The sequence below is a fragment of the Rhizobium sp. PP-CC-3G-465 genome (assembly GCF_004343445.1).
Lineage (GTDB): Bacteria > Pseudomonadota > Alphaproteobacteria > Rhizobiales > Rhizobiaceae > Ferranicluibacter > Ferranicluibacter rubi.
Window position 1 is genome coordinate 2,422,030 of sequence record NZ_SLYH01000001.1, and the last position, 21,310, is coordinate 2,443,339.

The 21,310-nt window shown below is 63.5% G+C and carries 24 protein-coding genes; 15 read left to right on the forward strand and 9 right to left on the reverse strand.

Translation table 11 applies throughout. From position 1 onward, the window contains the following. The first annotated feature begins 200 nt into the window (after positions 1 to 200). Positions 201 to 770 (forward strand): elongation factor P, encoded by a 570-nt coding sequence (efp, locus tag C8J33_RS11505; protein WP_110800419.1) that lies wholly within the window; start codon positions 201 to 203, stop codon positions 768 to 770. A 78-nt stretch (positions 771 to 848) separates the two neighbouring features. On the opposite strand, the gene C8J33_RS11510 is transcribed toward efp, so the two are convergent. Continuing rightward, a complete protein-coding gene (locus C8J33_RS11510; RefSeq protein WP_132664275.1) occupies positions 849 to 1,178 on the reverse strand; it encodes a hypothetical protein in 330 nt (109 codons plus the stop codon). A gap of 55 nt (positions 1,179 to 1,233) precedes the next feature. Next, positions 1,234 to 1,488, reverse strand: a complete 255-nt coding sequence (locus C8J33_RS11515; RefSeq protein WP_062471330.1) for a GlsB/YeaQ/YmgE family stress response membrane protein — start codon at positions 1,486 to 1,488, stop codon at positions 1,234 to 1,236. Between the two features lie 188 nt (positions 1,489 to 1,676). Between C8J33_RS11515 and mbfA the strand changes: the two genes are divergently transcribed. After that, positions 1,677 to 2,660 carry an iron exporter MbfA gene (gene mbfA, locus C8J33_RS11520; RefSeq protein ID WP_132664276.1) on the forward strand — a complete coding sequence of 328 codons (984 nt, stop codon included), beginning with the start codon at positions 1,677 to 1,679 and terminating at the stop codon, positions 2,658 to 2,660. Between the two features lie 13 nt (positions 2,661 to 2,673). Here the strand turns inward: mbfA and C8J33_RS11525 are convergent, their stop codons facing one another. Together C8J33_RS11525 and C8J33_RS11530 are read right to left on the reverse strand one after the other, a co-directional pair. Further along, positions 2,674 to 3,066 carry a VOC family protein gene (locus C8J33_RS11525; protein ID WP_110800422.1) on the reverse strand — a complete coding sequence of 131 codons (393 nt, stop codon included), beginning with the start codon at positions 3,064 to 3,066 and terminating at the stop codon, positions 2,674 to 2,676. Then, positions 3,063 to 3,683, reverse strand: coding sequence for a transglutaminase-like cysteine peptidase (locus C8J33_RS11530; RefSeq protein WP_110800423.1), 621 nt, complete (start codon positions 3,681 to 3,683; stop codon positions 3,063 to 3,065). The genes C8J33_RS11525 and C8J33_RS11530 overlap by 4 nt, the downstream gene beginning before the upstream one ends. Positions 3,684 to 4,148: 465 nt before the next feature. Between C8J33_RS11530 and C8J33_RS11535 the strand changes: the two genes are divergently transcribed. The 5 genes from C8J33_RS11535 to C8J33_RS11555 all read left to right on the forward strand — a co-directional run bounded on the left by C8J33_RS11535 (position 4,149) and on the right by C8J33_RS11555 (position 9,544). After that, positions 4,149 to 5,498 (forward strand): extracellular solute-binding protein, encoded by a 1,350-nt coding sequence (locus C8J33_RS11535; RefSeq protein ID WP_132664277.1) that lies wholly within the window; start codon positions 4,149 to 4,151, stop codon positions 5,496 to 5,498. A 78-nt stretch (positions 5,499 to 5,576) separates the two neighbouring features. Next, positions 5,577 to 6,467, forward strand: coding sequence for a carbohydrate ABC transporter permease (locus tag C8J33_RS11540; RefSeq protein WP_110800425.1), 891 nt, complete (start codon positions 5,577 to 5,579; stop codon positions 6,465 to 6,467). A 7-nt stretch (positions 6,468 to 6,474) separates the two neighbouring features. Then, complete coding sequence (locus C8J33_RS11545) at positions 6,475 to 7,362, forward strand: ABC transporter permease subunit (RefSeq protein WP_110800426.1); 888 nt, start codon at positions 6,475 to 6,477, stop codon at positions 7,360 to 7,362. Between the two features lie 47 nt (positions 7,363 to 7,409). Further along, positions 7,410 to 8,531: a sn-glycerol-3-phosphate import ATP-binding protein UgpC gene (locus C8J33_RS11550; protein WP_132664278.1), complete on the forward strand. Its 1,122-nt coding sequence runs from the start codon at positions 7,410 to 7,412 to the stop codon at positions 8,529 to 8,531. A 74-nt stretch (positions 8,532 to 8,605) separates the two neighbouring features. Further along, positions 8,606 to 9,544: a sugar phosphate isomerase/epimerase family protein gene (locus C8J33_RS11555; protein WP_132664279.1), complete on the forward strand. Its 939-nt coding sequence runs from the start codon at positions 8,606 to 8,608 to the stop codon at positions 9,542 to 9,544. A gap of 25 nt (positions 9,545 to 9,569) precedes the next feature. On the opposite strand, the gene C8J33_RS11560 is transcribed toward C8J33_RS11555, so the two are convergent. Continuing rightward, a complete protein-coding gene (locus tag C8J33_RS11560; RefSeq protein ID WP_132664280.1) occupies positions 9,570 to 10,370 on the reverse strand; it encodes an alpha/beta hydrolase in 801 nt (266 codons plus the stop codon). A gap of 234 nt (positions 10,371 to 10,604) precedes the next feature. On the opposite strand from C8J33_RS11560, the gene infC reads away from it, so the two are divergent. Further along, on the forward strand, positions 10,605 to 11,141 hold the full coding sequence (gene infC / locus C8J33_RS11565) for a translation initiation factor IF-3 (protein WP_110727553.1): 537 nt from the start codon (positions 10,605 to 10,607) through the stop codon (positions 11,139 to 11,141). Between the two features lie 103 nt (positions 11,142 to 11,244). Here the strand turns inward: infC and C8J33_RS11570 are convergent, their stop codons facing one another. Further along, entirely contained in the window at positions 11,245 to 12,762 is a 1,518-nt protein-coding gene (locus tag C8J33_RS11570; RefSeq protein ID WP_165929777.1) for a glycosyltransferase family 39 protein, read from the reverse strand. A gap of 1 nt (position 12,763) precedes the next feature. Next, the gene (locus tag C8J33_RS11575; RefSeq protein WP_132664282.1) at positions 12,764 to 13,765 is read right to left on the reverse strand and encodes a glycosyltransferase family 2 protein; all 1,002 of its coding nucleotides are present in this window, start codon (positions 13,763 to 13,765) and stop codon (positions 12,764 to 12,766) included. Positions 13,766 to 13,910: 145 nt separating this feature from the next. Between C8J33_RS11575 and C8J33_RS11580 the strand changes: the two genes are divergently transcribed. The 7 genes from C8J33_RS11580 (at position 13,911) to pheT (ending at position 19,907) form a co-directional block, all read left to right on the forward strand. Continuing rightward, the gene (locus C8J33_RS11580) at positions 13,911 to 14,834 is read left to right on the forward strand and encodes a lysylphosphatidylglycerol synthase domain-containing protein (protein ID WP_132664283.1); all 924 of its coding nucleotides are present in this window, start codon (positions 13,911 to 13,913) and stop codon (positions 14,832 to 14,834) included. Between the two features lie 146 nt (positions 14,835 to 14,980). Further along, positions 14,981 to 15,184 carry a 50S ribosomal protein L35 gene (rpmI, locus tag C8J33_RS11585; protein WP_029620731.1) on the forward strand — a complete coding sequence of 68 codons (204 nt, stop codon included), beginning with the start codon at positions 14,981 to 14,983 and terminating at the stop codon, positions 15,182 to 15,184. A 37-nt stretch (positions 15,185 to 15,221) separates the two neighbouring features. Then, a complete protein-coding gene (rplT, locus tag C8J33_RS11590) occupies positions 15,222 to 15,626 on the forward strand; it encodes a 50S ribosomal protein L20 (protein WP_062595423.1) in 405 nt (134 codons plus the stop codon). A 103-nt stretch (positions 15,627 to 15,729) separates the two neighbouring features. Further along, complete coding sequence (gene pheS, locus C8J33_RS11595; RefSeq protein ID WP_132664284.1) at positions 15,730 to 16,815, forward strand: phenylalanine--tRNA ligase subunit alpha; 1,086 nt, start codon at positions 15,730 to 15,732, stop codon at positions 16,813 to 16,815. A gap of 37 nt (positions 16,816 to 16,852) precedes the next feature. After that, positions 16,853 to 17,143 carry a BrnT family toxin gene (locus C8J33_RS11600; RefSeq protein ID WP_132664285.1) on the forward strand — a complete coding sequence of 97 codons (291 nt, stop codon included), beginning with the start codon at positions 16,853 to 16,855 and terminating at the stop codon, positions 17,141 to 17,143. Beyond that, positions 17,085 to 17,438 (forward strand): BrnA antitoxin family protein, encoded by a 354-nt coding sequence (locus C8J33_RS27515; RefSeq protein WP_132664286.1) that lies wholly within the window; start codon positions 17,085 to 17,087, stop codon positions 17,436 to 17,438. The genes C8J33_RS11600 and C8J33_RS27515 overlap by 59 nt, the downstream gene beginning before the upstream one ends. Before the next feature lie 36 nt (positions 17,439 to 17,474). After that, complete coding sequence (pheT, locus tag C8J33_RS11610; RefSeq protein ID WP_132664287.1) at positions 17,475 to 19,907, forward strand: phenylalanine--tRNA ligase subunit beta; 2,433 nt, start codon at positions 17,475 to 17,477, stop codon at positions 19,905 to 19,907. Positions 19,908 to 19,979: 72 nt separating this feature from the next. On the opposite strand, the gene C8J33_RS11615 is transcribed toward pheT, so the two are convergent. Both C8J33_RS11615 and C8J33_RS11620 read right to left on the reverse strand, forming a co-directional pair. Then, the gene (locus C8J33_RS11615) at positions 19,980 to 21,017 is read right to left on the reverse strand and encodes a CobW family GTP-binding protein (RefSeq protein ID WP_132664288.1); all 1,038 of its coding nucleotides are present in this window, start codon (positions 21,015 to 21,017) and stop codon (positions 19,980 to 19,982) included. After that, positions 21,014 to 21,310, reverse strand: coding sequence for a hypothetical protein (locus C8J33_RS11620; RefSeq protein ID WP_132664289.1), 297 nt, complete (start codon positions 21,308 to 21,310; stop codon positions 21,014 to 21,016). The genes C8J33_RS11615 and C8J33_RS11620 overlap by 4 nt, the downstream gene beginning before the upstream one ends.

The window sequence follows — 21,310 nt, forward strand, 5'->3', positions numbered from 1 at the left end:
TTTGGGGTTCGGGGTCGGGCATCGCTCGAGCGGGAAGCAGCCCTTCATGTTCAGGCATTCTTGGCGTCCGCCGCGCGGCCCGCACTGGCTATTTGCCCTGATATGCGCTAGGTGCGGCCCAAATCCGGTTTTACCCGCATCGCAGATGGGCAGGTTTTCAACGCTCTACGATGCATCTTTATCAGTTACAAGGAAGACTTATGGTCAAGGTGATCGCCTCCTCCGTTCGCAAGGGCAATGTGCTCGACGTCGACGGCAAGCTCTATGTCGTTCTCACAGCCTCCAACTTCCATCCCGGCAAGGGCACGCCGGTGACGCAGGTGGACATGCGCCGCATCTCCGACGGCGTGAAGGTTTCCGAGCGCTACCGCACGACCGAACAGGTCGAGCGCGCCTATGTCGAGGATAGCGATCACACCTTCCTCTATGAAGACGGCGAAGGCTTCCACTTCATGAACCCGGCAAACTACGACCAGCTGGTGATGACGTCCGACGACATCGGTGACCAGAAGGTCTTCTTGCAGGACGGCATGACCGTGACGCTGTCGATCCACGAAGGCCTCGCCATCGCGATCCAGCTGCCGCGCCACGTGACGCTGGAGATCGTCGAGACCGAGCCGGTCACCAAGGGCCAGACGGCGTCGTCGTCCTACAAACCCGCCATCCTGTCGAACGGCGTCCGCACGCTCGTTCCCCCGCATATCGTCGCGAACACCCGCGTCGTCATCGCGACCGAAGACAATTCCTATGTCGAGCGCGCGAAGGACTGATCGTCCCGCAAACGACACATACAAAAAGGGCGCCGTGATGAACGGCGCCCTTTTCTAATTTCGGCCATGCGGTTGAAATCAGTGCTTCAGCTCGGGATAGGCCGCATCCACATCGGACGCGTCGCTTCGGGTATCGTCATAGCCTTCGAGCGTCACCGAGACGGCATCGTCCACATCCAACCCACCTTCGCGGCGGACGGGAATGCGGTCGCCATTGGCGCGCACAAGGATTGCCTCACCCTTGAAGCCCTGGTTTAGCAGCCAGTCGCGCGGTGCATTGAGGCGGATGCGCACCTGACGCGATTCGTCCTCTTCCCGGGCGACGACAAGTTCGTACGTCACGGGCGCCGTCTGCCCGTTGATTTCCAGCTTGCCCTGACCGTTGCCTTCGGCAGCGAATGTCAGCATGTTGATCTCCTAGAAAAGGTCGCGGTTCGTTACGCCTGCCGCCCTGTTACGCCGCTTAGCGACGCACCATGCGCCCGATGGCGATGAGGATGCAGGCACCGATGAAGCCGGTGATCAGGTATGCGATCCAGCCCGCACCGAGCGATACGCCGATAGCGGCCAGGATCGCGTTGAGGACAACGGCACCGATGATGCCGAGGATGATGTTCATGAACACGCCCATATTGGACTTCATGAACTGTTCTGCGAGCCAGCCGGCAAAACCGCCGATGATGATGGCTGCGAGCCAGCCTACGCCGTTTACGTCCATTGTTATTCTCCGTGGGTTCAATGATTTCGAATTGCCCAAGTGAACGTGATGCGTGCGGTTTTGTTCCCTGCCAAGTCCCGCACCGTAAGCTTTGGTTCTGCGCGATCTCTTGGAACGCGTTTGCACATTCGCGCTTGATCTTGTCGGCAAACGGTCTAGTTTAGAATTATTCTAATTCAGGACCGATCATGCTGACGAGCTTCTTCTCCCGTTCCCGCCGCGCCTTCGACAGTTTGAGCGAGCAGGAAATCCTAGCGCTTGCGATCTCTTCCGAAGAGGACGATGCGCGGATCTATCTTGCCTATGCCGATCACCTGCGCGCCGCCTATCCTGCTTCCGCCAAGGTGTTCGAGGACATGGCGACGGTCGAGCATACGCACCGCAACATGCTGATCGACATGCACCGCCGGCGGTTCGGCGAGCGGATCCCGCTCATTCGCCGCGAGCATGTCAGCGGCTTCATCCGACAGAAGCCCGATTGGCTGCAGCGCAGCCTGACGCTCGACCGGATGCGGCGCGAAGCCGAGGCGATGGAACGGCAGGCGCAGAACTTCTATCATGAGGCGGCCAAGCGCGTCGGCGATGCCGAGACGCGAAAACTGCTCGGCGATCTCGCACTGGCCGAAGAGGGTCACGAGGACATCGCCCGCATGCTCGGCGCGCGGCACGCACCCGACGACGTCAAGGCCTCGGAGGACGACACGGCACGACGGCAGTTCGTGCTCACCTATGTCCAGCCTGGGCTCGCGGGCCTGATGGACGGATCCGTCTCGACGCTCGCCCCGATCTTTGCCGCGGCCTTCGCGACGCAGGATACCTGGCAGACCTTCCTCGTCGGCCTCTCGGCTTCCGTCGGCGCCGGCATCTCCATGGGCTTCACGGAAGCGGCGCATGACGACGGCAAGATCTCGGGACGCGGTTCGCCGCTGAAGCGCGGCCTTGCCTGCGGCATCATGACCGCCGTCGGCGGCCTCGGCCACGCTCTGCCCTACCTGATCCCGGATTTCTGGACCGCAACCACACTCGCCGTCGCCGTCGTCTTCATCGAACTCTGGGCCATCGCCTTCATCCAGAACCGCTTCATGGAAACGCCGTTTTTACGCGCGGCTTTCCAGGTCGTGCTGGGCGGCGGGCTGGTTCTGGGAGCGGGTATTCTGATCGGAAACAGTTGAGAACAGGCGTTCTTCAGTCCTTGCAGACGGCTTCGATGCGGTGACCATCGAGGTCGATCACAAATGCCGCGTAGTAGGTTGGTCCATAATGCGCGCGGATGCCGGGGGCGCCGTTATCTTTGCCGCCAAGCGCAAGGGCGGCAGCATAAAACCGATCGACGGCCGCAGGGGTCCCGGCATGAAATGCTAGGTGGAAGCCGGAGCCCGGCGCGCAGTCCTTTCCCGGTCGCAGCTTCAGACAAAGCTTGTCGCCACCGCCTGGAAGGCCGTAGCCGATAGCTTGGTCTTCGCTACCCTGCTCCAGATCCTCCCAGACCCGGGCATAGCCAAGCGGCGTCAGGCACCCGTCATAAAACCGTCCCGCGCTCTCGATGTCAGACACGCCGAGCGACAGGTGATGGATCATCGCCCGACCGAACCCACGACGATTTCGGCACCGTTTTCGATGGTGACCCAACGGCCCGTGTTGAACGAGGCCTGGCGCTTGAGGAAGCGGTAGGGGGTCTTGGTCCAGAGCTTCACGTCGTCGTCGAGATTGTCGAGGACGAAATCGCCCTGGGCGGTGCGCACGGTCAGGACCGCGTGGCCTTCGCCGTCCGGCTTGCGCACGACGGTGATCAGCACGTCGGCCGGCGAGAAGCCCTTTTCCATGAGACGCTTGCGCTTGAGAAGAACGTAATCCTCGCAGTCGCCGGCGGTTTCCGGATAGGCCCAGACCTCGTCCCGGCCGTAAAGCTCGAGATCGGTCATCGGCGTGATCTCGTGGTTGGTGTCGGCGTTGACGGCGCGGATGACGGACCAGCCATAGGCGGTCACGCGGGGTGCGGGCGTCGAGCGGGTGCGGATGTCGCATTCGGCGGCATGCGTCTTGCAGAATTCGTAGTGGCCGATGGGCTGGGACGTGATGGCGCCTGTCTGCATGGACAGTGCGGTCGCCGAGAGCGCCGGTACGGCGGCACCTGCCGATACGAGAAGGCTCGCGAGCGCGAAGACCATTCCCTTGAGCCCCGTCATCTGTGCCATGCACATCCCCTGTGGCGCAGGAAAGCCTTCGCCGCAAAGCATGCGACGTCCGGTCCCCGCTCGAAAAATGACAACAACGCCGGTTTCGCGTCTTGAAGGCTGCGCGCACCGCTCTAATCGTTAACAGAAAGTTAACAGCCTCCTTCCCCCTGCGTCAATCTGAAGATTTGGGGATCGATTCATATGGTTAAAATTGGAGACAATTCGGCATCACCTCCTCCATGCCGTTGAAATAACGCCTCTTTTTGAGGGATTAAGTTCCCATTGGGAAATGGTTAACACTACCTTCCCGCGGTTTTTCGGGCATTTGCCGGTTTCGAGTGCGCTGCACTGCGTCATTTTCGACCGTCATGATTCCGTAAACAAACCGACGCCTGACTGTCATGCCCGGCTGCTAGCAGCGGCGAGGATTTATCCGAGGCCTCGAGCCCGGATAGGCCTTCACGTCCCTGCAAGAGGCACAAAATGAAAATTTCCGTTCTGACATCCGTCCTGGCGGGCCTTCTGGCCGCCACCACCCTCACCGCCACGACCACACCGGCCCATGCGGAAAAGACCAAGTTCGAATTCTGGTACGGCTTGTCGGGCGATCTCGGCGAGCGCGTGCAGGAAGCCTGCTCGAAGTTCAACCAGTCGCAGGGCGACTTCGAGATCGTCTGCACCTCGCAGAACGGCTACGACACCACGCTGCAGAACACGATCGCGGCCTATCGCGCCAAGAAGCAGCCGGCCATCACGCAGATCTACGATGCCGGCACGCTGGACCTGATGCTGTCCAAGGCCTTCATTCCGGCCAAGACGCTGATGGCCGACAACGGCTACACGATCGACTGGAACAACTATTTCGGCGGCATCGCCAATTATTACGCGACCGCTGCCGGCGAGCTGAACTCCTTCCCGTTCAACTCCTCCACCGCGATGTTCTATTATAATGCCGACGCCTTCGCCAAAGCCGGCATCGATTTCAAGCCGGACACCTGGGAGCAGGTCGAAGAGGCCGCGCGCAAGCTGAAGGCTGCCGGCTACGAATGCCCGATGGGCATGAGCTTCGACACCTGGGCGACGATGGAGCAGTTCTCGGCCATCCACAACCTGCCGATCGCGACGCAGGCCAATGGCTACAAGGGTCTCGATGCCGAAGTCGTCTTCAACAAGACCAAGTTCGTCGATCAGGTGAAGTTTCTGAAGAAGCTGGCCGACGAGAAGCTGGTGGTGATCAAGACCAAGCAGCTCGGCATGGACGTCGTCCCGGCCTTCACCTCGCAGACCTGCCAGATGATCCAGACGTCGATCGCCGACCACGGCACGATCGGCAAGACCCTGCCGGAAGGCGTCAAGTGGGACGTCGCCATGCTTCCGGTCTGGAAGGGCACCGAGCGGCAGAACTCGCTCGTCGGCGGCGCTTCGCTCTGGGTCATGGCCGGCCTTCCCGATGCCCAGTACAAGGGTGCCGCAGCCTTCCTCAACTATCTCGGCACGCCGGAGATGGCGCAGTGGTGGTCGACGGTCACGGGCTACATCCCCGTCACCAAGACCGGCTTCGACGCCATGAAGGCCAACGGCTTCTACGACAAGGCGCCCTACAAGGGTCGTGAATTGTCGATCGCCAGCCTCACCTACACGCCGACCTCGGAGAACACCCGCGGCATCCGCCTCGGCGGCTTCACGCAGATCCGCAAGGAAGTCGGTACCGCGCTCGAAGCGATCTTCATGCAGAACGCCGACGTGCAGGCCTCGCTCGACCAGGCTGCCGAGCGCAGCAACACCATCCTGCGCCGCTTCGAAAAGACCTATGCCGGCCAGACGCTGAACTAAGCGCTCCCCACCGTCATCGAGCCTGCCGCGTCCTGCGGCAGGCTTTCCTGCCGTCTGCTTACTTTCAGGTTCCCCATCATGGACAAACGCGCCGTCTTTCGAAGCTGGTGGCTTCCGACCGCCTTCGCCCTGCCGCAGCTCGCGCTGATCGCGCTGTTCTTCTATTGGCCCGCCGTCGCCGTCGTCCGCTGGGCCTTCACGCTGGAGCCGCCCTTCGGCGGGTCTGCCGAATTCGTCGGCCTTGCCAATTTCCGCGACGTGTTCGCCGATCCGCTCTATTGGAACTCGGTCGTCGTCAGCCTCACCTTCGCGCTGGCCGGCACGCTCAGCACCATCTTCATCGGCCTCGTGCTGGCGCTGGCCGTGGACCGGCAGCTGCCTGGCTCGGGCGCGGTGCGCTTTCTCTACATCCTGCCTTACGCGATTGCCGGTCCGGCCGCGGGCATGGCCTTCCGCTTCATCCTGTCGCCCGAACGCGGGCTGATGGCCTCGGTGAATTCCGCCTTTCCCGATTTCTGGAATCCCGCGAAATACGGGAGCCACGCGCTGATCCTCGTTATCGTCGTGTTCGCCTGGAAATGGGCCGGCTACACCTTCATCTTCCTGCTCGCCGGCCTGCAGTCCGTGCCGAAGTCGCTGACCGAAGCGGCCGCGATGGATGGCTCCGGGCCGGTCCGCCGGGCGATCGACATCCAGATCCCGATGCTGGCGCCCACCCTGTTCTTCCTCACCGTCATCATGATGACCGAAGGCTTCGTCGGTGCCGACACCTACGGCATCGTTGCCCGCACGACGGATGGCGGCCCCAACCACGGCACCGACGTCATGGTCTACCGCATCGTCGAGGAAGCCTTCCGCGGCCTCAACTATTCCGGCGCCTCGGCCCAGAGCATCGTGCTCATCGGCCTCATCATGATCTTCACCTTCATCCAGTTCCGCTTCGTCGAGCGGCGCGTGCATTACAAGTGAGACGACCGTGATCCAGCGCACACCCTATGCCGACGCCTTCACCTACGTGCTGATGGCGCTTGGCTTTCTCCTTCTCCTCGGTCCCTTCGCCGTCATCGTCGCCGGCGCCAGCCAGACCGTGCAGCAGGTCAATGCCGTTCCCTTCAACTTCCTGCCGCAGAACCAGCTGATCGTGAATATTACGGCAGCCTGGCAGCGGGCGGATCTCGGCACGGCCATGCTGAACAGCTTCATCATGGCAAGCATCGTCACGTTCGGCAAAGTCGCGCTGTCGGCGCTCACCGCGTTCTCGATCGTGTTCTTCCGCACCCCGCTCAAGCACTTCTTCTTCTGGATCGTGTTCATCACGCTGATGCTTCCCCTCGAAGTGCGCGTGGTCCCGACCTATGCGGTCGCCGCGGACCTGTTCGAGCCGATCCGTCTTCTGATCGCCTGGGTCACCGGCATCACGGTGTCGATCGAATGGAACCTGCTGAACTCCTATGCCGGGCTGACGCTGCCGCTGGTCGCAACAGCCACCGGCACCTTCCTCTACCGCCAGTTCTTCATGACCCTGCCCGACGAACTTGCCGAGGCTGCCCGCATGGACGGGTCGGGGCCGGTTCGCTTCTTCATCGACATGCTCATCCCCCTCTCGCGCACCAACATGCTGGCGCTGACCACCATCATGTTCGTCTACGGCTGGAACCAGTATCTCTGGCCGCTGCTGATGATCACCGATCCCGCCTACAAGACCACCATGATGTCGCTCGTCGCGTTGCTGCCGGCCGAGAACGGCACGCCGGACTGGAACGTCACGCTGGCCGGCTCGCTCATCATCATGCTGCCGCCGCTCCTCGTCGTCGCGGTCCTTCAGCGCTGGTTCGTGCGCGGCCTCGTCTCCAGCGAAAAATGACATTTCGGCGCTGAAAAGCAGCCACTCCAAACAGAAAGGCTTCACCCATGGCTGACATCACCATCCGGGCCGTCCGCAAATCCTACGGCAAGACCGCAACGCTGCACGGCATCGATCTTGCCTTTGCCTCCGGCGAATTCGTCGTCATCCTCGGCCCCTCCGGCTGCGGCAAGTCCACGCTGCTGCGCATGATCGCGGGGCTGGAGGACATCACCGGCGGCGAGATCGAGATCAACGGCCGGGTCGTCAACAAGCTCGAACCCCGCGAGCGCGGCTGCGCCATGGTGTTCCAGAACTACGCGCTCTATCCGCACATGACGGTGGCCGACAATATCGGCTATGCGCTGAAAGTGGCGGGCGTGCCCAAGGCCGAACGCCGCGCGCGCATTGCCGAGACCGCCAAGATCGTCGGGCTAGGCGACTATCTGGAGCGCAAGCCGGCGGCCCTTTCGGGCGGCCAGCGCCAGCGCGTCGCCATGGCCCGCGCGATCATCCGCGAACCCGGGGTCTTCCTGTTCGACGAGCCGCTGTCGAACCTCGACGCCACCCTGCGCGTCACCATGCGGGCCGAAATCCGCAAGCTGCATCAGCGCCTGTCGGCCACCTCCGTCTTCGTCACGCACGACCAGGTGGAGGCGATGACGCTGGCCGACAAGCTCGTCGTCATGAACAAGGGGCATGTGGAGCAGGTCGGCCAGCCGCTCGACATCTATCACCGCCCGGCCAGCACCTTCGTCGCCTCGTTCATCGGCGCGCCGCCGATGAACCTCATGGACGCCCGCATCGACGCATCCGCCACGGTCGCCCGCCATGAGCATCTGGCGATCCCGATCTCCTCCGCCATGGCCGCGGCCCTTGCCGGTCGCGACGTGACGCTCGGCATCCGCCCGGAAGAATGCCGCGTGGTGCCGGCGGGCGAGGGCCTACCGGCGCGGGTCGATTTCGTCGAAGAGCTCGGCTCGGGACGGATCGTCCATGCCGCCTTCGGCAGCCGCATCTTTGCAGCCGCCATCCCGCTTGATATCCGTGTTGCGTCCGGCGACCTGATCGGACTGGCCCTGCCGCCCGCCCAGCTGCACGTCTTCGACCGGGAAACCGGACGTCGCCTCGACGTGACGCATTCGATAGGGCGATACGAGCCTGTCCGCCAGGCTGCGGAAGCCGTTTGACCGATACACATCATCGCGGCGGGTGTCGTCGCGATGGCAGACCGATTTCAACAGACAATGAGGACGATTGATCCATGAGCGACATCATTTCCGCCGTTGGCTTCTGCAACCGCACCGGCAAGGGCGACCTGTCGGTGCTCGACGCCTCGCTGCGCGAGATCGCCGAGACCGGCGCCAATGCCTGCGAGATCGGCATCTATGGCGAGGAGATCATCGCCGGCGGCCGGATCATCGAGGATCGTACCCGGCGGGTCGTCGATATCGTGCGGCCCTACGGCTTCCAGAAACTCTCTTTGCACGGGCAGATCATCTCCAACTTCATGGACCGCCAGCATCTGCACCTGCAGAAAAAGGTGGTTCGGGCGATGCTTGAGCTCTGCGACCGGCTCGGCGCCGGCATTCTCGTGCATCATTCCGGTGCCGCCCTTCTCGGGCCGGATGAGAACGGCGCGGATCTCGACCGGATGGAGCGCGATGCACTGGCCGAAATGGGCGAGATCGCCCGCGGCTACGGCGTGCGCATCGTGCTGGAAAACATCTTCACCACGGAAAGCGGACAATACCGCCAGACGCCGAGCCAGGTGGCCGAGACGGTGCGGGCGATCGGCTCCGACAATGTCGTGGCGCTGATCGACTTCTCGCATGCCTATATCGAATCGACCTTCAAGGGGCTCGATTTCCGCGACGAGCTGCGCGCCATGGCGCCGGTCACCGGACATCTGCACGTCCATGACAGCTTCGGCCTGCCCTCGACGAAGAAGACCTTCTACCATCCGGCGGAAGCCACCGCGCTCGGCATCGGCGACCTGCATCTGCCGATCGGCTGGGGCGATATCGCCTGGGAGGAGATCTTCTCCGAGCTGACCTTCCTGCCCGACACGACGCTGATCATGGAAATCGACTCCGGCCGCTTCCTCGACCAGCAGCCGGCCTGCCTGCAGAAGGCCCGCACGCTTGCGACGCTCGTCAACGACCGCGCAGCGGCCACGGCACGCGAAGCCCTGAGGGCCTGAATGTCGGGGCGGGCCTAGCCCGCCGTCAAGCCGTCGTCAGCCCGTCGATCGCCGCGAGGATCCGCTCGATGTCCTCGGGTCGAGACAGGCGGTGATCGCCGTCGCCGATGAGCGTCATGACGACGTCGTCGGCCGGCAGGTGTTCCATCAGCTTCAGGGCATGGGCAAAGGGCACATCCGGGTCCGCCATGCCCTGGAGAATATGGATCGGGCATCCCGTCTCGATCATGCCGGAGAGAACCACGTTCGCACGCCCGTCCTCGATGAGGGCCGAGGTGAAGACGTTGGCGTCGGGGCCGTAGGGCGTCGGCTCCTCGAAATAGCCGCGCTCGGCAAGCGAGGCCCGCTCGGTGTCCGTCAGGTTCGGCTCGATCAGGTCGACCGTGAAATCCGGTGCCGGTGCGATCAGCACGAGGCCCTGGATGCGCTGCCCATCGCCCCGGGCCCGCAGGGTCTGGACGGCCCGTAGCGCGATCCAGGCGCCCATGGACGAGCCGATGAGGATCATCGGGCCGCGGACGGCGTGGTCGATCACGGCGAGGCTCTCCTCCAGCCAGCGCGAGATGGTGCCATCGCGGAATGCGCCGCCGGACGCGCCGTGGCCGGAGTAATCCAGCCGCAGGCAGGCACAGCCGGTTTCGCGTGCATGACGCTCGATCTCCACCGCCTTGGTGCCGCTCATGTCGGAGCGGTAACCGCCGAGCCAGACGAGGGTCGGCTTCGTCTCTTCCGTGGCGGGTTGGAGGATGTAGGCGATGCGCCGTTCAGCGCCGTCCCTTCCGACATCGAGGGTCTCCGGCTGGACAAGCTGGGGGGTAAGCGACATATCCGTTCCTTCCAAGACGACGTATTCGGGCCAAGGCGACGTATTCGGGCGAAAAGGCGGCCGAAATTCTTCTAAAACAGATTTTGCGGGCGCATGACAGGTGGTGATTTTCTTTCCGACCTGTGGTAGAGACGTCGCCTCAAACGATCCAGACAATCCCGCGGCCAGCGCCGCCTTCGGATCCTGCCTCGTCTAACATCAAAACGTCGTCAACAACTCGAGGAGAGTACGACCATTCGCAGACCTTTCAAAAATGATGCCCCGGTCAAGGACGGCCCCCGTTCCAACAAGGAGATCCGCGTTCCCCGGATCCAGCTGATTGATGCCGAGGGCGGCAACCAGGGCATCGTGCCGACCGACCAGGCACTCCGCATGGCAGAGGAATCCGGCCTCGATCTCGTCGAGATCTCGCCGAACGCCGAACCGCCGGTGTGCAAGATCCTCGATCTTGGCAAGATGAAGTACGCGACCCAGAAGAAAGCCGCCGAAGCCCGCAAGAAGCAGAAGATCATCGAGATCAAGGAGATCAAGATGCGTCCGAACATCGACACCCACGACTACGAGGTGAAGATGCGCGCGATGAACCGCTTCTTCGAGGAAGGCGACAAGGTCAAGGTGACGCTGAAGTTCCGCGGCCGTGAAATGGCGCACCAGGAACTCGGCATGAAGCTTCTGCTTCAGGTCAAGGAAGACACCACGACCATCGCCAAGGTGGAAGCCGAGCCCAAGCTCGAAGGCCGCCAGATGATGATGGTGCTCGCCCCGAGATAACCTCCGGGCGGGACGCGCTGCCGGGAAACGCCCGACCAGCATTCAAAAGCCGTCCGCGACGCTGTCCCGGACGGCTTTTTCATGGGGTTTTCCAGGGGTGCCTTCACCGTGCCGGCGGATACACCCACGCATAGCGGACATGATAGAGATCCCCGGGTCTTCCATAGTGATAGGGCAGCGCGATGTCGTGTGCCTCGATCGGATTGGCGGAGGCGCCGGTGGCAGCGCGGATATAGGCGTCGTGCCAGCCCTGCAACAGCGGCTCCAGCGGCGCATCCGCTTGCCCCTTGTCGCGCCACACCATCAACAAGGGATGCTCGGCATCGAAGGTCACCGGCTGCTGGAAGGCCTCATAGCCCGGGATCATCACGGGAATACCCGGCGCGTTCAGGCGAAGGTTGCCGGCCATCTGCAGTTCGGTGGTTGCGATCAGCGTCGGGCGGTGACGACCGGTCGCCAGGATCGCCTCGATCGCCGGCTGGTAGGGAACGTTGATCTTCTTGTAGTCGCCGGTCAGCCGTGCCGCGGGCACGCGCGCAAAGAGCACCAGGGGAACGACGATCATGACGAGAAGGGCGATCCGCCCGAAATGCCTCGGTGCCGACCCGAGGGGCTGATCCAGAAGGTCGATCTTCAGCGCGAGATAGACCGGCAGCAGGAAGAAGAACGGTGTCAGCCACCGATCCTTGATGTGGGAAGCCCCGCCGATCAGGACGAGCAGCACAAGCGCTGCCACGAGAATCAGAAGCATACGGCCGATCAGCCGCGACCAGGAGCTTTGGGTGCGCCACGCGGCGCGCAACTGCCGGCCGAACACGGCAGCAAACACACCGATCGTAACGACCGAGAACGCGATCAGCGCCTGCGCGAGCGAGATCAGGCCATCGCCGATCTGGTCCAGGCGGCCGTCATCACCGTCCTGCATCAACTTGCCGAGCGTCCGATCCGTCGCCGTCCGGAGATGCTCGATGAACCACAAGCCGTGCGGCGTCACGATCGCGACGGCGATAACGGCCGTCAGAACCAGCCGCATGTCGAAAAGGCGCCGCCGGAAGACGGGATCGAGCAGGACGGCGACGAGAGCCGCGACGGGAAGCAGGACGAAATTGTACTTGGCGATGACGCCGAGCCCGATCGCGAGCCCCGTCAGCGCATAATGGCCGGCCGTCGGCTGCTGCAGGGTGGCGACCAGCGCGTAGACGAAGAGACAGGCGGCAAAGAGCACGGCCACCGTATGCGTCAGGTCGCGTTGCGCCTCGAAGACGATCTGCGGCACGGTGAGGAGCCCGAGCACGGCGATGACGACGAGAACGGGATTGCGGATGATCCGCGCCGCCGTCATGCCCACCAGCCCGTAGCAGGCAAACAGCATCGCATTCTTGAGAAGCGACAGCGCCAGCACGGTATCGCCCAGGAGCTGGACGACGCCATATTGCAGCCAGTTGTAGAACGGCGGCTGGCTGTCATAGCCGACGGCCAGCCACTGCGCGAGAAACAGCTGCTGGCCCTCGTCGAGCTCCAGCGAAGATGGCAGAGCGAGCCGGAGCGCGATGTTGACGAGGAAATAGAGGGCCAGCAGCCCGGTGAGCCACCCGCGACGACGCGACAGTGCTTCGATCACGTCAGTCGTCCCGGCCGTGAACACGGCGCACGATATAGTTGGTTTCCCCGACCTGCATGCGCGCCAGCATCTCCGCCACGATGCCTGTGGTGATCATCTGCACCGCCGCGATGAAGAGCATGACGGCGATGATGAACATCGGTCGTGTGCCGATATCCTGCCCCAGCACGAACTTCGTCCATGCGAGATAGACGAACATCAGGCTGCAGACGGCGCCGAAAACGAGGCCGATGGAGCCGAAGAACTGGGCCGGGCGCTGGCGAAAGCGCATGAAGAAGAGCACCGACAGGAGATCGAGAAAGACGCGGAAGGTGCGCGAGATCCCGTATTTGGATTCGCCGAACTGGCGGGGATAGTGGTTCACCACCATCTCGCCGATGCGCGATGTCGGCACGACGGTCGCGATCCAGGCGGGAATGAAGCGATGCATGCCGCCGAGAATGCGGATCTGCCGGAGAATGTCCGTGCGATAGAGCTTCAGGCCGCAGCCGTAATCATGGATGTGCACGCCGGTGATCTTGCGGATGAGCCGGTTTGCAAACCAGGACGGGATCAGCCGCAGGACGAGCCCATCCTGCCGCGCCTTGCGCCAGCCACAGAGAAGATCGAGACCGCGCTCTTCCAGAACAGTGACCATGCGCGGGATATCGTAAGGGTCGTTCTGAAGGTCGCCGTCGAGCGTGACGAGCAGGCGCCCCCGCGCCACGTCGATGCCCGCCTGCAGGCCCGCCGCCTTGCCGAAATTGCGCTGGAACTCGACGATCCTGAGATCGAGCCCGGGCCGGGCAAATTCCTTGTGCAGATTGACCAGCGTCCCGTCTGTCGAGCCGTCATCGACGATAATCAGCTCCCAGGGCTTGCCGAAATCCCGCATCGCATCGCAGATCTTGTCGAAAAGCGGCGGAATGCTCTCCTCTTCGTTGCAGACCGGAATGAGGATCGAAAGCTCGACCTCGCCTGCGGTCTTGGCACCGCTCTCAGTTACTGACGTGGATTCCCGCACGTGGCGCTCCGGATATATCTGGTTTTCCCCGTGCTTCCGTTATAGCAGGCGCCCGCGGGGAGCAATCCACAGCGCGCGGCGGCATGTTGCCGCAAGAACGGCCTTGGGGGACGAGAGCGTGCAAACGTCAGAAAAATACAACCGAATGCTGATGATCACTCTTGGCGTCGTCGGTCTCTATGCCGCCTTTCTCCAGTGGTTTCTGGGATGGGGCGAGATCCTCTCGCGGTGGCGGACGGTGGGGTCTGGAACGGGCACCGTGGCGCTAGCGCTGCTCGTCGCGACCTATTTCATTCGCACCCACCGCATGCAGGACTATTTTCGCCACGAGACCCATGGCCGCTTTCTCGCGCTTTTCCGGGTGACGCAGATCCACAATCTCCTCAACATCATGATGCCGCTGCGCACCGGCGAGACCAGCTTTCCCCTGTTGATGCGCTCGGAATTCGGCGTGCCGCTGGCGCGCGGTGCCTCGGCGCTCTTCGTCCTGCGCCTGCTCGATCTTCATGCCCTCCTTGCCGCCGGCGGAATGGGACTGGTCGCGACGGCCGAGCGACCCGTCGTCGCGGGGACGCTATGGGCGCTCTTTCTCGTTCTGCCCCTTCTCCTGTTTCCGTTGCGCAAAGGCCTCGCCCGGCGCGCGAAACGGCATCTTCCGGCAAAACTTTCACGGGTAATCGACGAGATCGATGCCGGCATCCCCGCCGATCTCGGCGCTTTCGGCCGCGCCTGGTTCCTCACCGTCTTCAACTGGGGCATCAAGGTGGCCGTGCTCGCCTGGGTTCTCGCGCTGATGGGCGTCTGGCCGCTTTCGGCAAGCGTCGGGGGTGCGCTGGGCGGCGAGATCTCCTCGGTTTTGCCCGTCCACGCGCCCGCAGGGGTGGGCACCTATCCGGCGGGCATTGCGGCCGGTGCCGCCGCGCTCGGCGCATCGCGGACGCCGGATGCGCTGGAGACGCTCGCCAGCGCCAGCGTCAACACGCATCTGCTGATCGTCATCTCCGCCCTCGTCGGCACCGGGCTCTCGCTGATCCTGCCGTTTCTGGCGGGCGGACGCCCCCGCGGATGAGAATCCCATGGCCGGACTGTTGCTCTTTGCCCGTCCTGCGGTTATAAGCCGCCGTCCGAACGGTCCGGCAGGGCATGCCGTGGCCGTTCTTTTACGCTCGAGGCGACCTCGTCAGTCACCTCACATAATCAGAATGGAGTAGCAAAATGCCCAAGATGAAGACGAAGTCCTCTGCCAAGAAGCGGTTCAAGATCACCGCGACCGGCAAGGTTGTAGCAGCTGCCGCCGGCAAGCGCCACGGCATGATCAAGCGGTCCAACAAGTTCATTCGCGACGCCCGCGGCACGATGGTTCTGGCCGAGCCCGATGGCAAGAAGGTCATCAAGAACTACCTGCCCAACGGTCTCTGAGACGTCTGGCACTATTGGATTTTAAGGAGATCATACCATGGCACGTGTAAAGCGCGGCGTAGCCGCTCACGCAAAGCATAAAAAAGTCCTCAAGGCAGCCAAGGGTTTCTACGGCCGCCGCAAGAACACGATCCGCGCAGCCAAGGCTGCCGTCGATCGTTCCAAGCAGTTCGCTTACCGCGACCGCAAGGTCAACAAGCGCAATTTCCGCGCGCTCTGGATCCAGCGTATCAACGCTGCCGTCCGCGAGCATGGCCTGACCTACGGCCGCTTCATCGACGGCCTGAACAAGGCCGGCATCGAAGTCGACCGCAAGGTTCTGTCGGACATGGCCATCCATGAAGCCGCTGCCTTCGGCGCGCTCATCGAAGCCTCGAAGAACGCCCTGTCCTACCTCAAGGACGCCGGCACGAAGAACGAGTTTGAAAGCGCGGTCAAGTAAGCCAGCGCTTCCCTGACGACTGAAGACTTTGGGAAACCCGCGCTGGCAGGCTAGCGCGGGTTTTTCCGTTTTTGAACCGTCCCATCGACAAGGCAGAAGACGAATGAGCGACCTCGACACTTTGCAAAGCACTCTTCTCGGCGAGATCGCCTCTGCCGACAGCGAGGCCGCGATCGAGGCGGTGCGCCTTTCCGCGCTTGGCAAGAAGGGGTCTATTTCCGAGCTGCTGAAGACGCTGGGCACGATGACGCCGGAAGAGCGCCAGACGCGCGGCGCGGCCATCAACGCGCTGAAGGGCGTGATTGGCGAGGCCATTTCGGCCCGCAAGGCGGACCTCAAGGATGCCGCCATCGCCGAGCGTCTCGCGCGCGAAACCGTCGACGTGACCCTGCCCGTGCGCGCCTCCCCCGCCGAGCGCGGCCGCATTCACCCGATCAGCCAGATCACCGACGAGATCACCGCGATCTTCGCCGATATGGGCTTCTCGATCGCCGAAGGTCCGGACATCGAGACGGACTATTACAATTTCACCGCCCTGAATTTCCCAGAAGGCCATCCTGCCCGCGAAATGCACGACACGTTCTTCTTCCCGCCGGACGAAAGCGGTGCGCGCAAGGTGCTGCGCACGCATACCTCGCCCGTGCAGGTGCGCACCATGGAGGCGCAAAAGCCGCCGATCCGGATCATCATTCCCGGCAAGACCTACCGGCAGGATTCCGACGCGACCCATTCCCCGATGTTCCACCAGGTCGAAGGCCTCGTGGTCGACACCAAGGCGAACGTCGCCAACCTGCGCTGGGTTCTGGAAGAGTTCTGCAAGGCCTTCTTCGAGGTCGACAGCGTCACCATGCGCTTCCGCCCCTCGTTCTTCCCCTTCACCGAGCCAAGCTTCGAAGTCGATATCCAGTGCGACCGCTCGTCGGGCCCGATCGTCAAGTTCGGCGAGGGCACCGACTGGATGGAGATCCTCGGCTGCGGCATGGTGCACCCGAACGTGCTGCGCGCCGGCGGTCTCGATCCCGATGTCTACCAGGGTTTCGCCTGGGGCATGGGCCTCGACCGCATCGCCATGCTGAAATACGGCATGCCGGACCTGCGCAACTTCTTCGACGCCGACGTCCGCTGGATGTCCCACTACGGCTTCCGCCCGCTCGACATGCCGACGCTGTTCGGGGGGCTGAGCGCCTGATTTTTTCGTGGCCACAAATTAAGATGCGTGGTAGATCATGGAACTGGAGTGGGACGAGGAAAAGCGACAGAGAACCCTTCGGGAGCGAGGGTTGGATTTTGCCGACGCCGTATACTTCGACCGGGAGAGCATCGTCATCGACCTGGATACGCGGCGTGACTACGGGGAAATCCGATACAATTTGACGGGCTATCTGGATGGCGTTCTCTGCCGACTTTGCTGGACTCCCAGAAATGGCCGGATGCGCATCATTTCGATGAGGAAGATCAATGACCGCGAACGCGAAGTCTACGAAAAAGGAAAGTCCCAAGCTCCCGACGCTGGCTGATGTCGATGCCGGAAGGATCACGCTGGACGCGTATGAATTTGCCCATGGCGAGGACATTCCCGAATTGACCGCTGACATGATGGCTCAAGCGCGCCCGGCATCGGATTTTCCGGAGTTGGCTCATTTCTTCAAGACCCGCGGCGAGCGCGGCCCGCAGAAGGCGCCGGTCAAAGAACGGATCGGGCTCAGGCTCAACCAGGACGTCGTCGAGCACTTTCGCCGAACCGGACCAGGCTGGCAGAGCCGGATCAATGCCGTGCTGGCGGCGCATGTGAAGGCAAATAAGAATTCTTGATATCCGGGCCGGGACCGGCCGCGAAGGAAACATGGCATGAAATTCACCCTCTCCTGGCTCAAGGACCACCTTGATACCGACGCCTCGCTCGACGAGATCTGCACGCGCCTGACGGCGATCGGGCTTGAGGTCGAGGATATCGACGACAAGGCGGCGTTCAAACCCTTCGTCATCGCCAAGGTCCTGTCTGCCGAAAAGCATCCGCAGGCCGACAAGCTCAAGGTGCTGATGGTGGACATCGGTGCCGGGCAGCCTGTGCAGGTCGTCTGCGGCGCGCCGAATGCGCGCGAGGGGCTCATCGGCGCGTTTGCCGCACCGGGCGCCTATGTTCCGGGGATCGACGTGACGCTGTCCGTCGGCAATATTCGCGGCGTGGAAAGCCGGGGCATGATGTGCTCGGAGCGCGAGCTGCAGATGTCCGACAGCCATGACGGCATCATCGACCTGCCGGCGGATGCGCCGGTCGGCACGAGCTTTGCCGCCTATGCCGGGCTCGACGATCCGATCATCGAGATCAACCTGACGCCGAACCGGCCGGATTGCACAAGCATTCACGGCATCGCCCGCGATCTTGCAGCGTCCGGCCTCGGCACGCTGAAAGTGCGGCCGGCGCCCGTGTTTTCGGTTCAGGGCGAGACACCGGTCAAGGTCAGCCTCGACCTCGGCACCGATACGCATCTCTGCCCCGGCTTCTCGCTGCGTCTCGTGCGCGGCGTAAAGAACGGGCCAAGCCCGGCCTGGATGCAGAAGCGGTTGCTGGCCATCGGCCTGCGCCCCATCAACGCGCTGGTCGACATTACCAACTACATGACCTTCGACATGGGCCGGCCGATGCACGTCTTCGATGCCGCCAAGGTGAAGGGCGATCTCACCGTGCGTCGCGCCGTGGACGGCGAGACCATTCTCGCGCTCGACCAGCGGACCTATACGCTGACGCCGAACACGGTCGTCATCGCCGACGAGAACGGTCTGGAATCGATCGGCGGCGTGATGGGCGGCGAGCATTCCGGCTGTGACGAGACCACCACGGACGTGCTGATCGAGTCGGCCCTTTGGGACCCGATGAACATCGCCCGCACCGGCCGCAGCCTCGGGATCATCACCGATGCGCGCTACCGTTTCGAGCGCGGCGTCGATCCGGCCTATATGGTGCCGGGCCTCGACCGCACGACGGACCTCGTGCTGGAACTGTGCGGCGGCACGCCGGCAGAGGCCAATATCGTCGAGGGGCCAAAAACCGCTCCGAATACCATCGATTTCCCGGTGTCCGAGGTCAAGCGCCTGACGGGGCTGGAGGTCGGCGCTGCGGAAAGCGTCGCGATCCTGCGCGGCCTCGGCTTTCCTGTTAAGGACGGTGCGGAAGCCGGGCGCTTCACCGTGACGGTTCCCTCCTGGCGTCCCGATGTGGATGGCAAGGCGGATCTGGTCGAGGAGGTCATGCGCATTCACGGGGTCGATCATATCCGGCCGGTCCCGCTTGAGCGCGATGTCTCGGTCAACACGCGCATCCTCACGACGCTGCAGATCCGCACGCGGCTGGCCAAGCGCGCACTGGCCGCCCGCGGCATGCTGGAGGCCGTCACCTGGTCCTTCATTCCCAAGGCGCAGGCGACCCTTTTTGGCGGCGGTGCTCCGGCGCTGGCCCTGTCGAACCCGATTGCGGCCGATATGTCGGACATGCGGCCCTCGCTGCTGCCCGGCCTGCTGACGGCCGCCCAGCGCAATGCCGACAAGGGCTATGGCGACGTCGCGATCTTCGAGGTGTCCGGCACCTATGAGAACGACCGGCCCGAGGGCCAGCGGCGCGTGGCGGGCGGCATCCGTCGCGGCACGGCGAGCCTTTCCGGTGCCGGCCGCGCCTGGTCGAATGCCAGCCGCGGCGGCGGCAAGCCGGTGGATGTCTACGACGCCAAGGCCGATGCGCTGGCGGTGCTGGAAGCCTGCGGCGTGCCCATGGGCAATGTGCAGATCGAGGCCGGCGCGCCCGGCTGGTTCCATCCGGGCCGCTCGGGCACCATCAAGTACGGCCCGAAGATCACGCTCGGCTATTTCGGCGAGTTCCACCCGAAGACGCTGGAGGCACTGGACGTATCGGGCGCGCTTGCCGGATTCGAAGTGTTCGTGGACGCCCTGCCCGAACCGAAGAAGAAGGCGACCCGTACCAAGCCGGCGCTCGAGCTTTCGCCGTTCCAGGCCGTGAAGCGCGACTTCGCCTTCGTGGTGGATCGCGCGGTCGAAGCGGCCGCCATCGTCAAGGCAGCCTCGGGCGCCGATCGCAAGCTGGTCGCGGGCGTCACCGTCTTCGACGTCTTCGAAGGTGCATCGCTCGGCGAGGCCAAGAAGTCGGTCGCCGTCGAAGTCGTCATCCAGCCGGCCGACCGGACGCTGACGGACGAGGATTTCGAGGCCCTGACTGCCAAGATCGTCGCCAACGTCACGAAGACCACCGGCGGCGTACTGCGCGGATAAGCACAGCGCCAGAGCGCTGACGCCACCACCTAAAGCCTTCGGTGAACCCGGTTCGCCGAAGGCTTTTTCATGTCACAGGCTTGCCGGAATGGCGGTGCGGACTTCGGCTTGCGTACCCACGAAGGCGGCAAAGGAGCGCTGGAGATCGCCCAGATCGCCATCGGTGATGAGCACCAGCAGGCTCGCCTTCTCGCACGGCCATTCGGCCAGATGAAAGGGCGGGTGGATCAGGTGCTGGACGCCGTGCACGACGACGGGGGACGCAGCGCCCTCCACGTCGAGAATCCCCTTCAGCCGCAGGATACGCGTGCCGTGGCGATGGACCAGTAGGGACAGCCACAGTGAAAAGCGGGCCCAGGCGATGGGGCGATCCATCGTCAGCGACAAAGCGCGGATCTCGCCGTGGCGGTTGCGGTCCTCGCTCCCGTGGCGGTGATCGGCATGCCGGGCGGAGGCCACCCATCGCCGCGCTTCCGCTGGCCGGGAAGCGAGATCGTGGATATCCTGCGTCAGCAGAGCGGCGACAGTGCCGCTGTCGTCACCCGATGTCACGACGGCAGCGGGGTTGATCGCCTTCACGGCCATGCGCAGCGCATGGCAATCCTCGGCGGTCGAGAGATCGGTCTTGGTGAGGACGATGCGGTCGGCGAGCGCCACCTGTCGGGCCGCCGCCTCGAAGGTCTGAAGATTGTGCAGGCCGTTCGGCACGTCGATAACGGTGACGACATTGCCGATGGCGAAATGATATTTGAGCATCATGTCGGCCGCGAGCGTCGCGATGATCGGCGCGGGGTCGGCAAGCCCCGTCGTTTCGATCACGAGACGGCGAAAGGGCGGAATGTCGCCTCGGGCGCGGCGCTCGAACAGCGCCAGCACGGCATCCTTCAGATCGCCGCGGACGGTGCAGCAGACGCAGCCGCTTTTCAACAGCACGATATCGCCATCGACCTTCTCCACCAAGAGATGATCGAGGCCGATATCGCCGAACTCGTTGATGATCACGGCGGTGTCGCCAAGGTCTGGCCCCGACAGCAGCCGGTTGAGCAGCGTCGTCTTGCCCGCGCCGAGAAAGCCGGTCAGCACATTCGCGGTGATCAGGTCCCGCGTCATCCCGCGCTTTCCAACCGCGCCATCAGGCCAAGGTCGAGCGGATCGAAGCGGCCGCCGAGGCTGTCGGCCGCCGGCCACAAGGCGCCGAGATGATCGACCACGACGCTCTTCCCCGTCGGCCCGCGCAACACGAAACGATCGGCCCAGACCGACAGCTTCAGGCCACGGGCGCCAAGCACCCGGTTGGCGGCCGCCGCCTGTCGCATGCGCTCCGCAGCTGGCATGACGAGCGCCACGTCGCCGCCCTGGCTCCAGTGGTCGGCATTCGCGAAGGCACCACAGAGGCCGCACAT

Bases quoted from the DNA above. Each gene is read 5' to 3' on its own strand.
- C8J33_RS11535 (WP_132664277.1), top strand. From the start codon at position 4,149: ATGAAAATTTCCGTTCTGACATCCGTCCTGGCGGGCCTTCTGGCCGCC.
- C8J33_RS11600 (WP_132664285.1), top strand. From the start codon at position 16,853: ATGGAACTGGAGTGGGACGAGGAAAAGCGACAGAGAACCCTTCGGGAG.
- C8J33_RS11580 (WP_132664283.1), top strand. From the start codon at position 13,911: ATGCTGATGATCACTCTTGGCGTCGTCGGTCTCTATGCCGCCTTTCTC.
- C8J33_RS11510 (WP_132664275.1), bottom strand. From the start codon at position 1,178: ATGCTGACATTCGCTGCCGAAGGCAACGGTCAGGGCAAGCTGGAAATC.
- C8J33_RS11515 (WP_062471330.1), bottom strand. From the start codon at position 1,488: ATGGACGTAAACGGCGTAGGCTGGCTCGCAGCCATCATCATCGGCGGT.
- pheS (WP_132664284.1), top strand. From the start codon at position 15,730: ATGAGCGACCTCGACACTTTGCAAAGCACTCTTCTCGGCGAGATCGCC.
- C8J33_RS11620 (WP_132664289.1), bottom strand. From the start codon at position 21,310: ATGTGCGGCCTCTGTGGTGCCTTCGCGAATGCCGACCACTGGAGCCAG.
- pheT (WP_132664287.1), top strand. From the start codon at position 17,475: ATGAAATTCACCCTCTCCTGGCTCAAGGACCACCTTGATACCGACGCC.
- C8J33_RS11550 (WP_132664278.1), top strand. From the start codon at position 7,410: ATGGCTGACATCACCATCCGGGCCGTCCGCAAATCCTACGGCAAGACC.
- C8J33_RS11540 (WP_110800425.1), top strand. From the start codon at position 5,577: ATGGACAAACGCGCCGTCTTTCGAAGCTGGTGGCTTCCGACCGCCTTC.
- C8J33_RS11555 (WP_132664279.1), top strand. From the start codon at position 8,606: ATGAGCGACATCATTTCCGCCGTTGGCTTCTGCAACCGCACCGGCAAG.
- mbfA (WP_132664276.1), top strand. From the start codon at position 1,677: ATGCTGACGAGCTTCTTCTCCCGTTCCCGCCGCGCCTTCGACAGTTTG.
- rplT (WP_062595423.1), top strand. From the start codon at position 15,222: ATGGCACGTGTAAAGCGCGGCGTAGCCGCTCACGCAAAGCATAAAAAA.
- rpmI (WP_029620731.1), top strand. From the start codon at position 14,981: ATGCCCAAGATGAAGACGAAGTCCTCTGCCAAGAAGCGGTTCAAGATC.
- C8J33_RS11525 (WP_110800422.1), bottom strand. From the start codon at position 3,066: ATGATCCATCACCTGTCGCTCGGCGTGTCTGACATCGAGAGCGCGGGA.
- C8J33_RS11560 (WP_132664280.1), bottom strand. From the start codon at position 10,370: ATGTCGCTTACCCCCCAGCTTGTCCAGCCGGAGACCCTCGATGTCGGA.
- C8J33_RS27515 (WP_132664286.1), top strand. From the start codon at position 17,085: ATGACCGCGAACGCGAAGTCTACGAAAAAGGAAAGTCCCAAGCTCCCG.
- efp (WP_110800419.1), top strand. From the start codon at position 201: ATGGTCAAGGTGATCGCCTCCTCCGTTCGCAAGGGCAATGTGCTCGAC.
- C8J33_RS11615 (WP_132664288.1), bottom strand. From the start codon at position 21,017: ATGACGCGGGACCTGATCACCGCGAATGTGCTGACCGGCTTTCTCGGC.
- C8J33_RS11530 (WP_110800423.1), bottom strand. From the start codon at position 3,683: ATGGCACAGATGACGGGGCTCAAGGGAATGGTCTTCGCGCTCGCGAGC.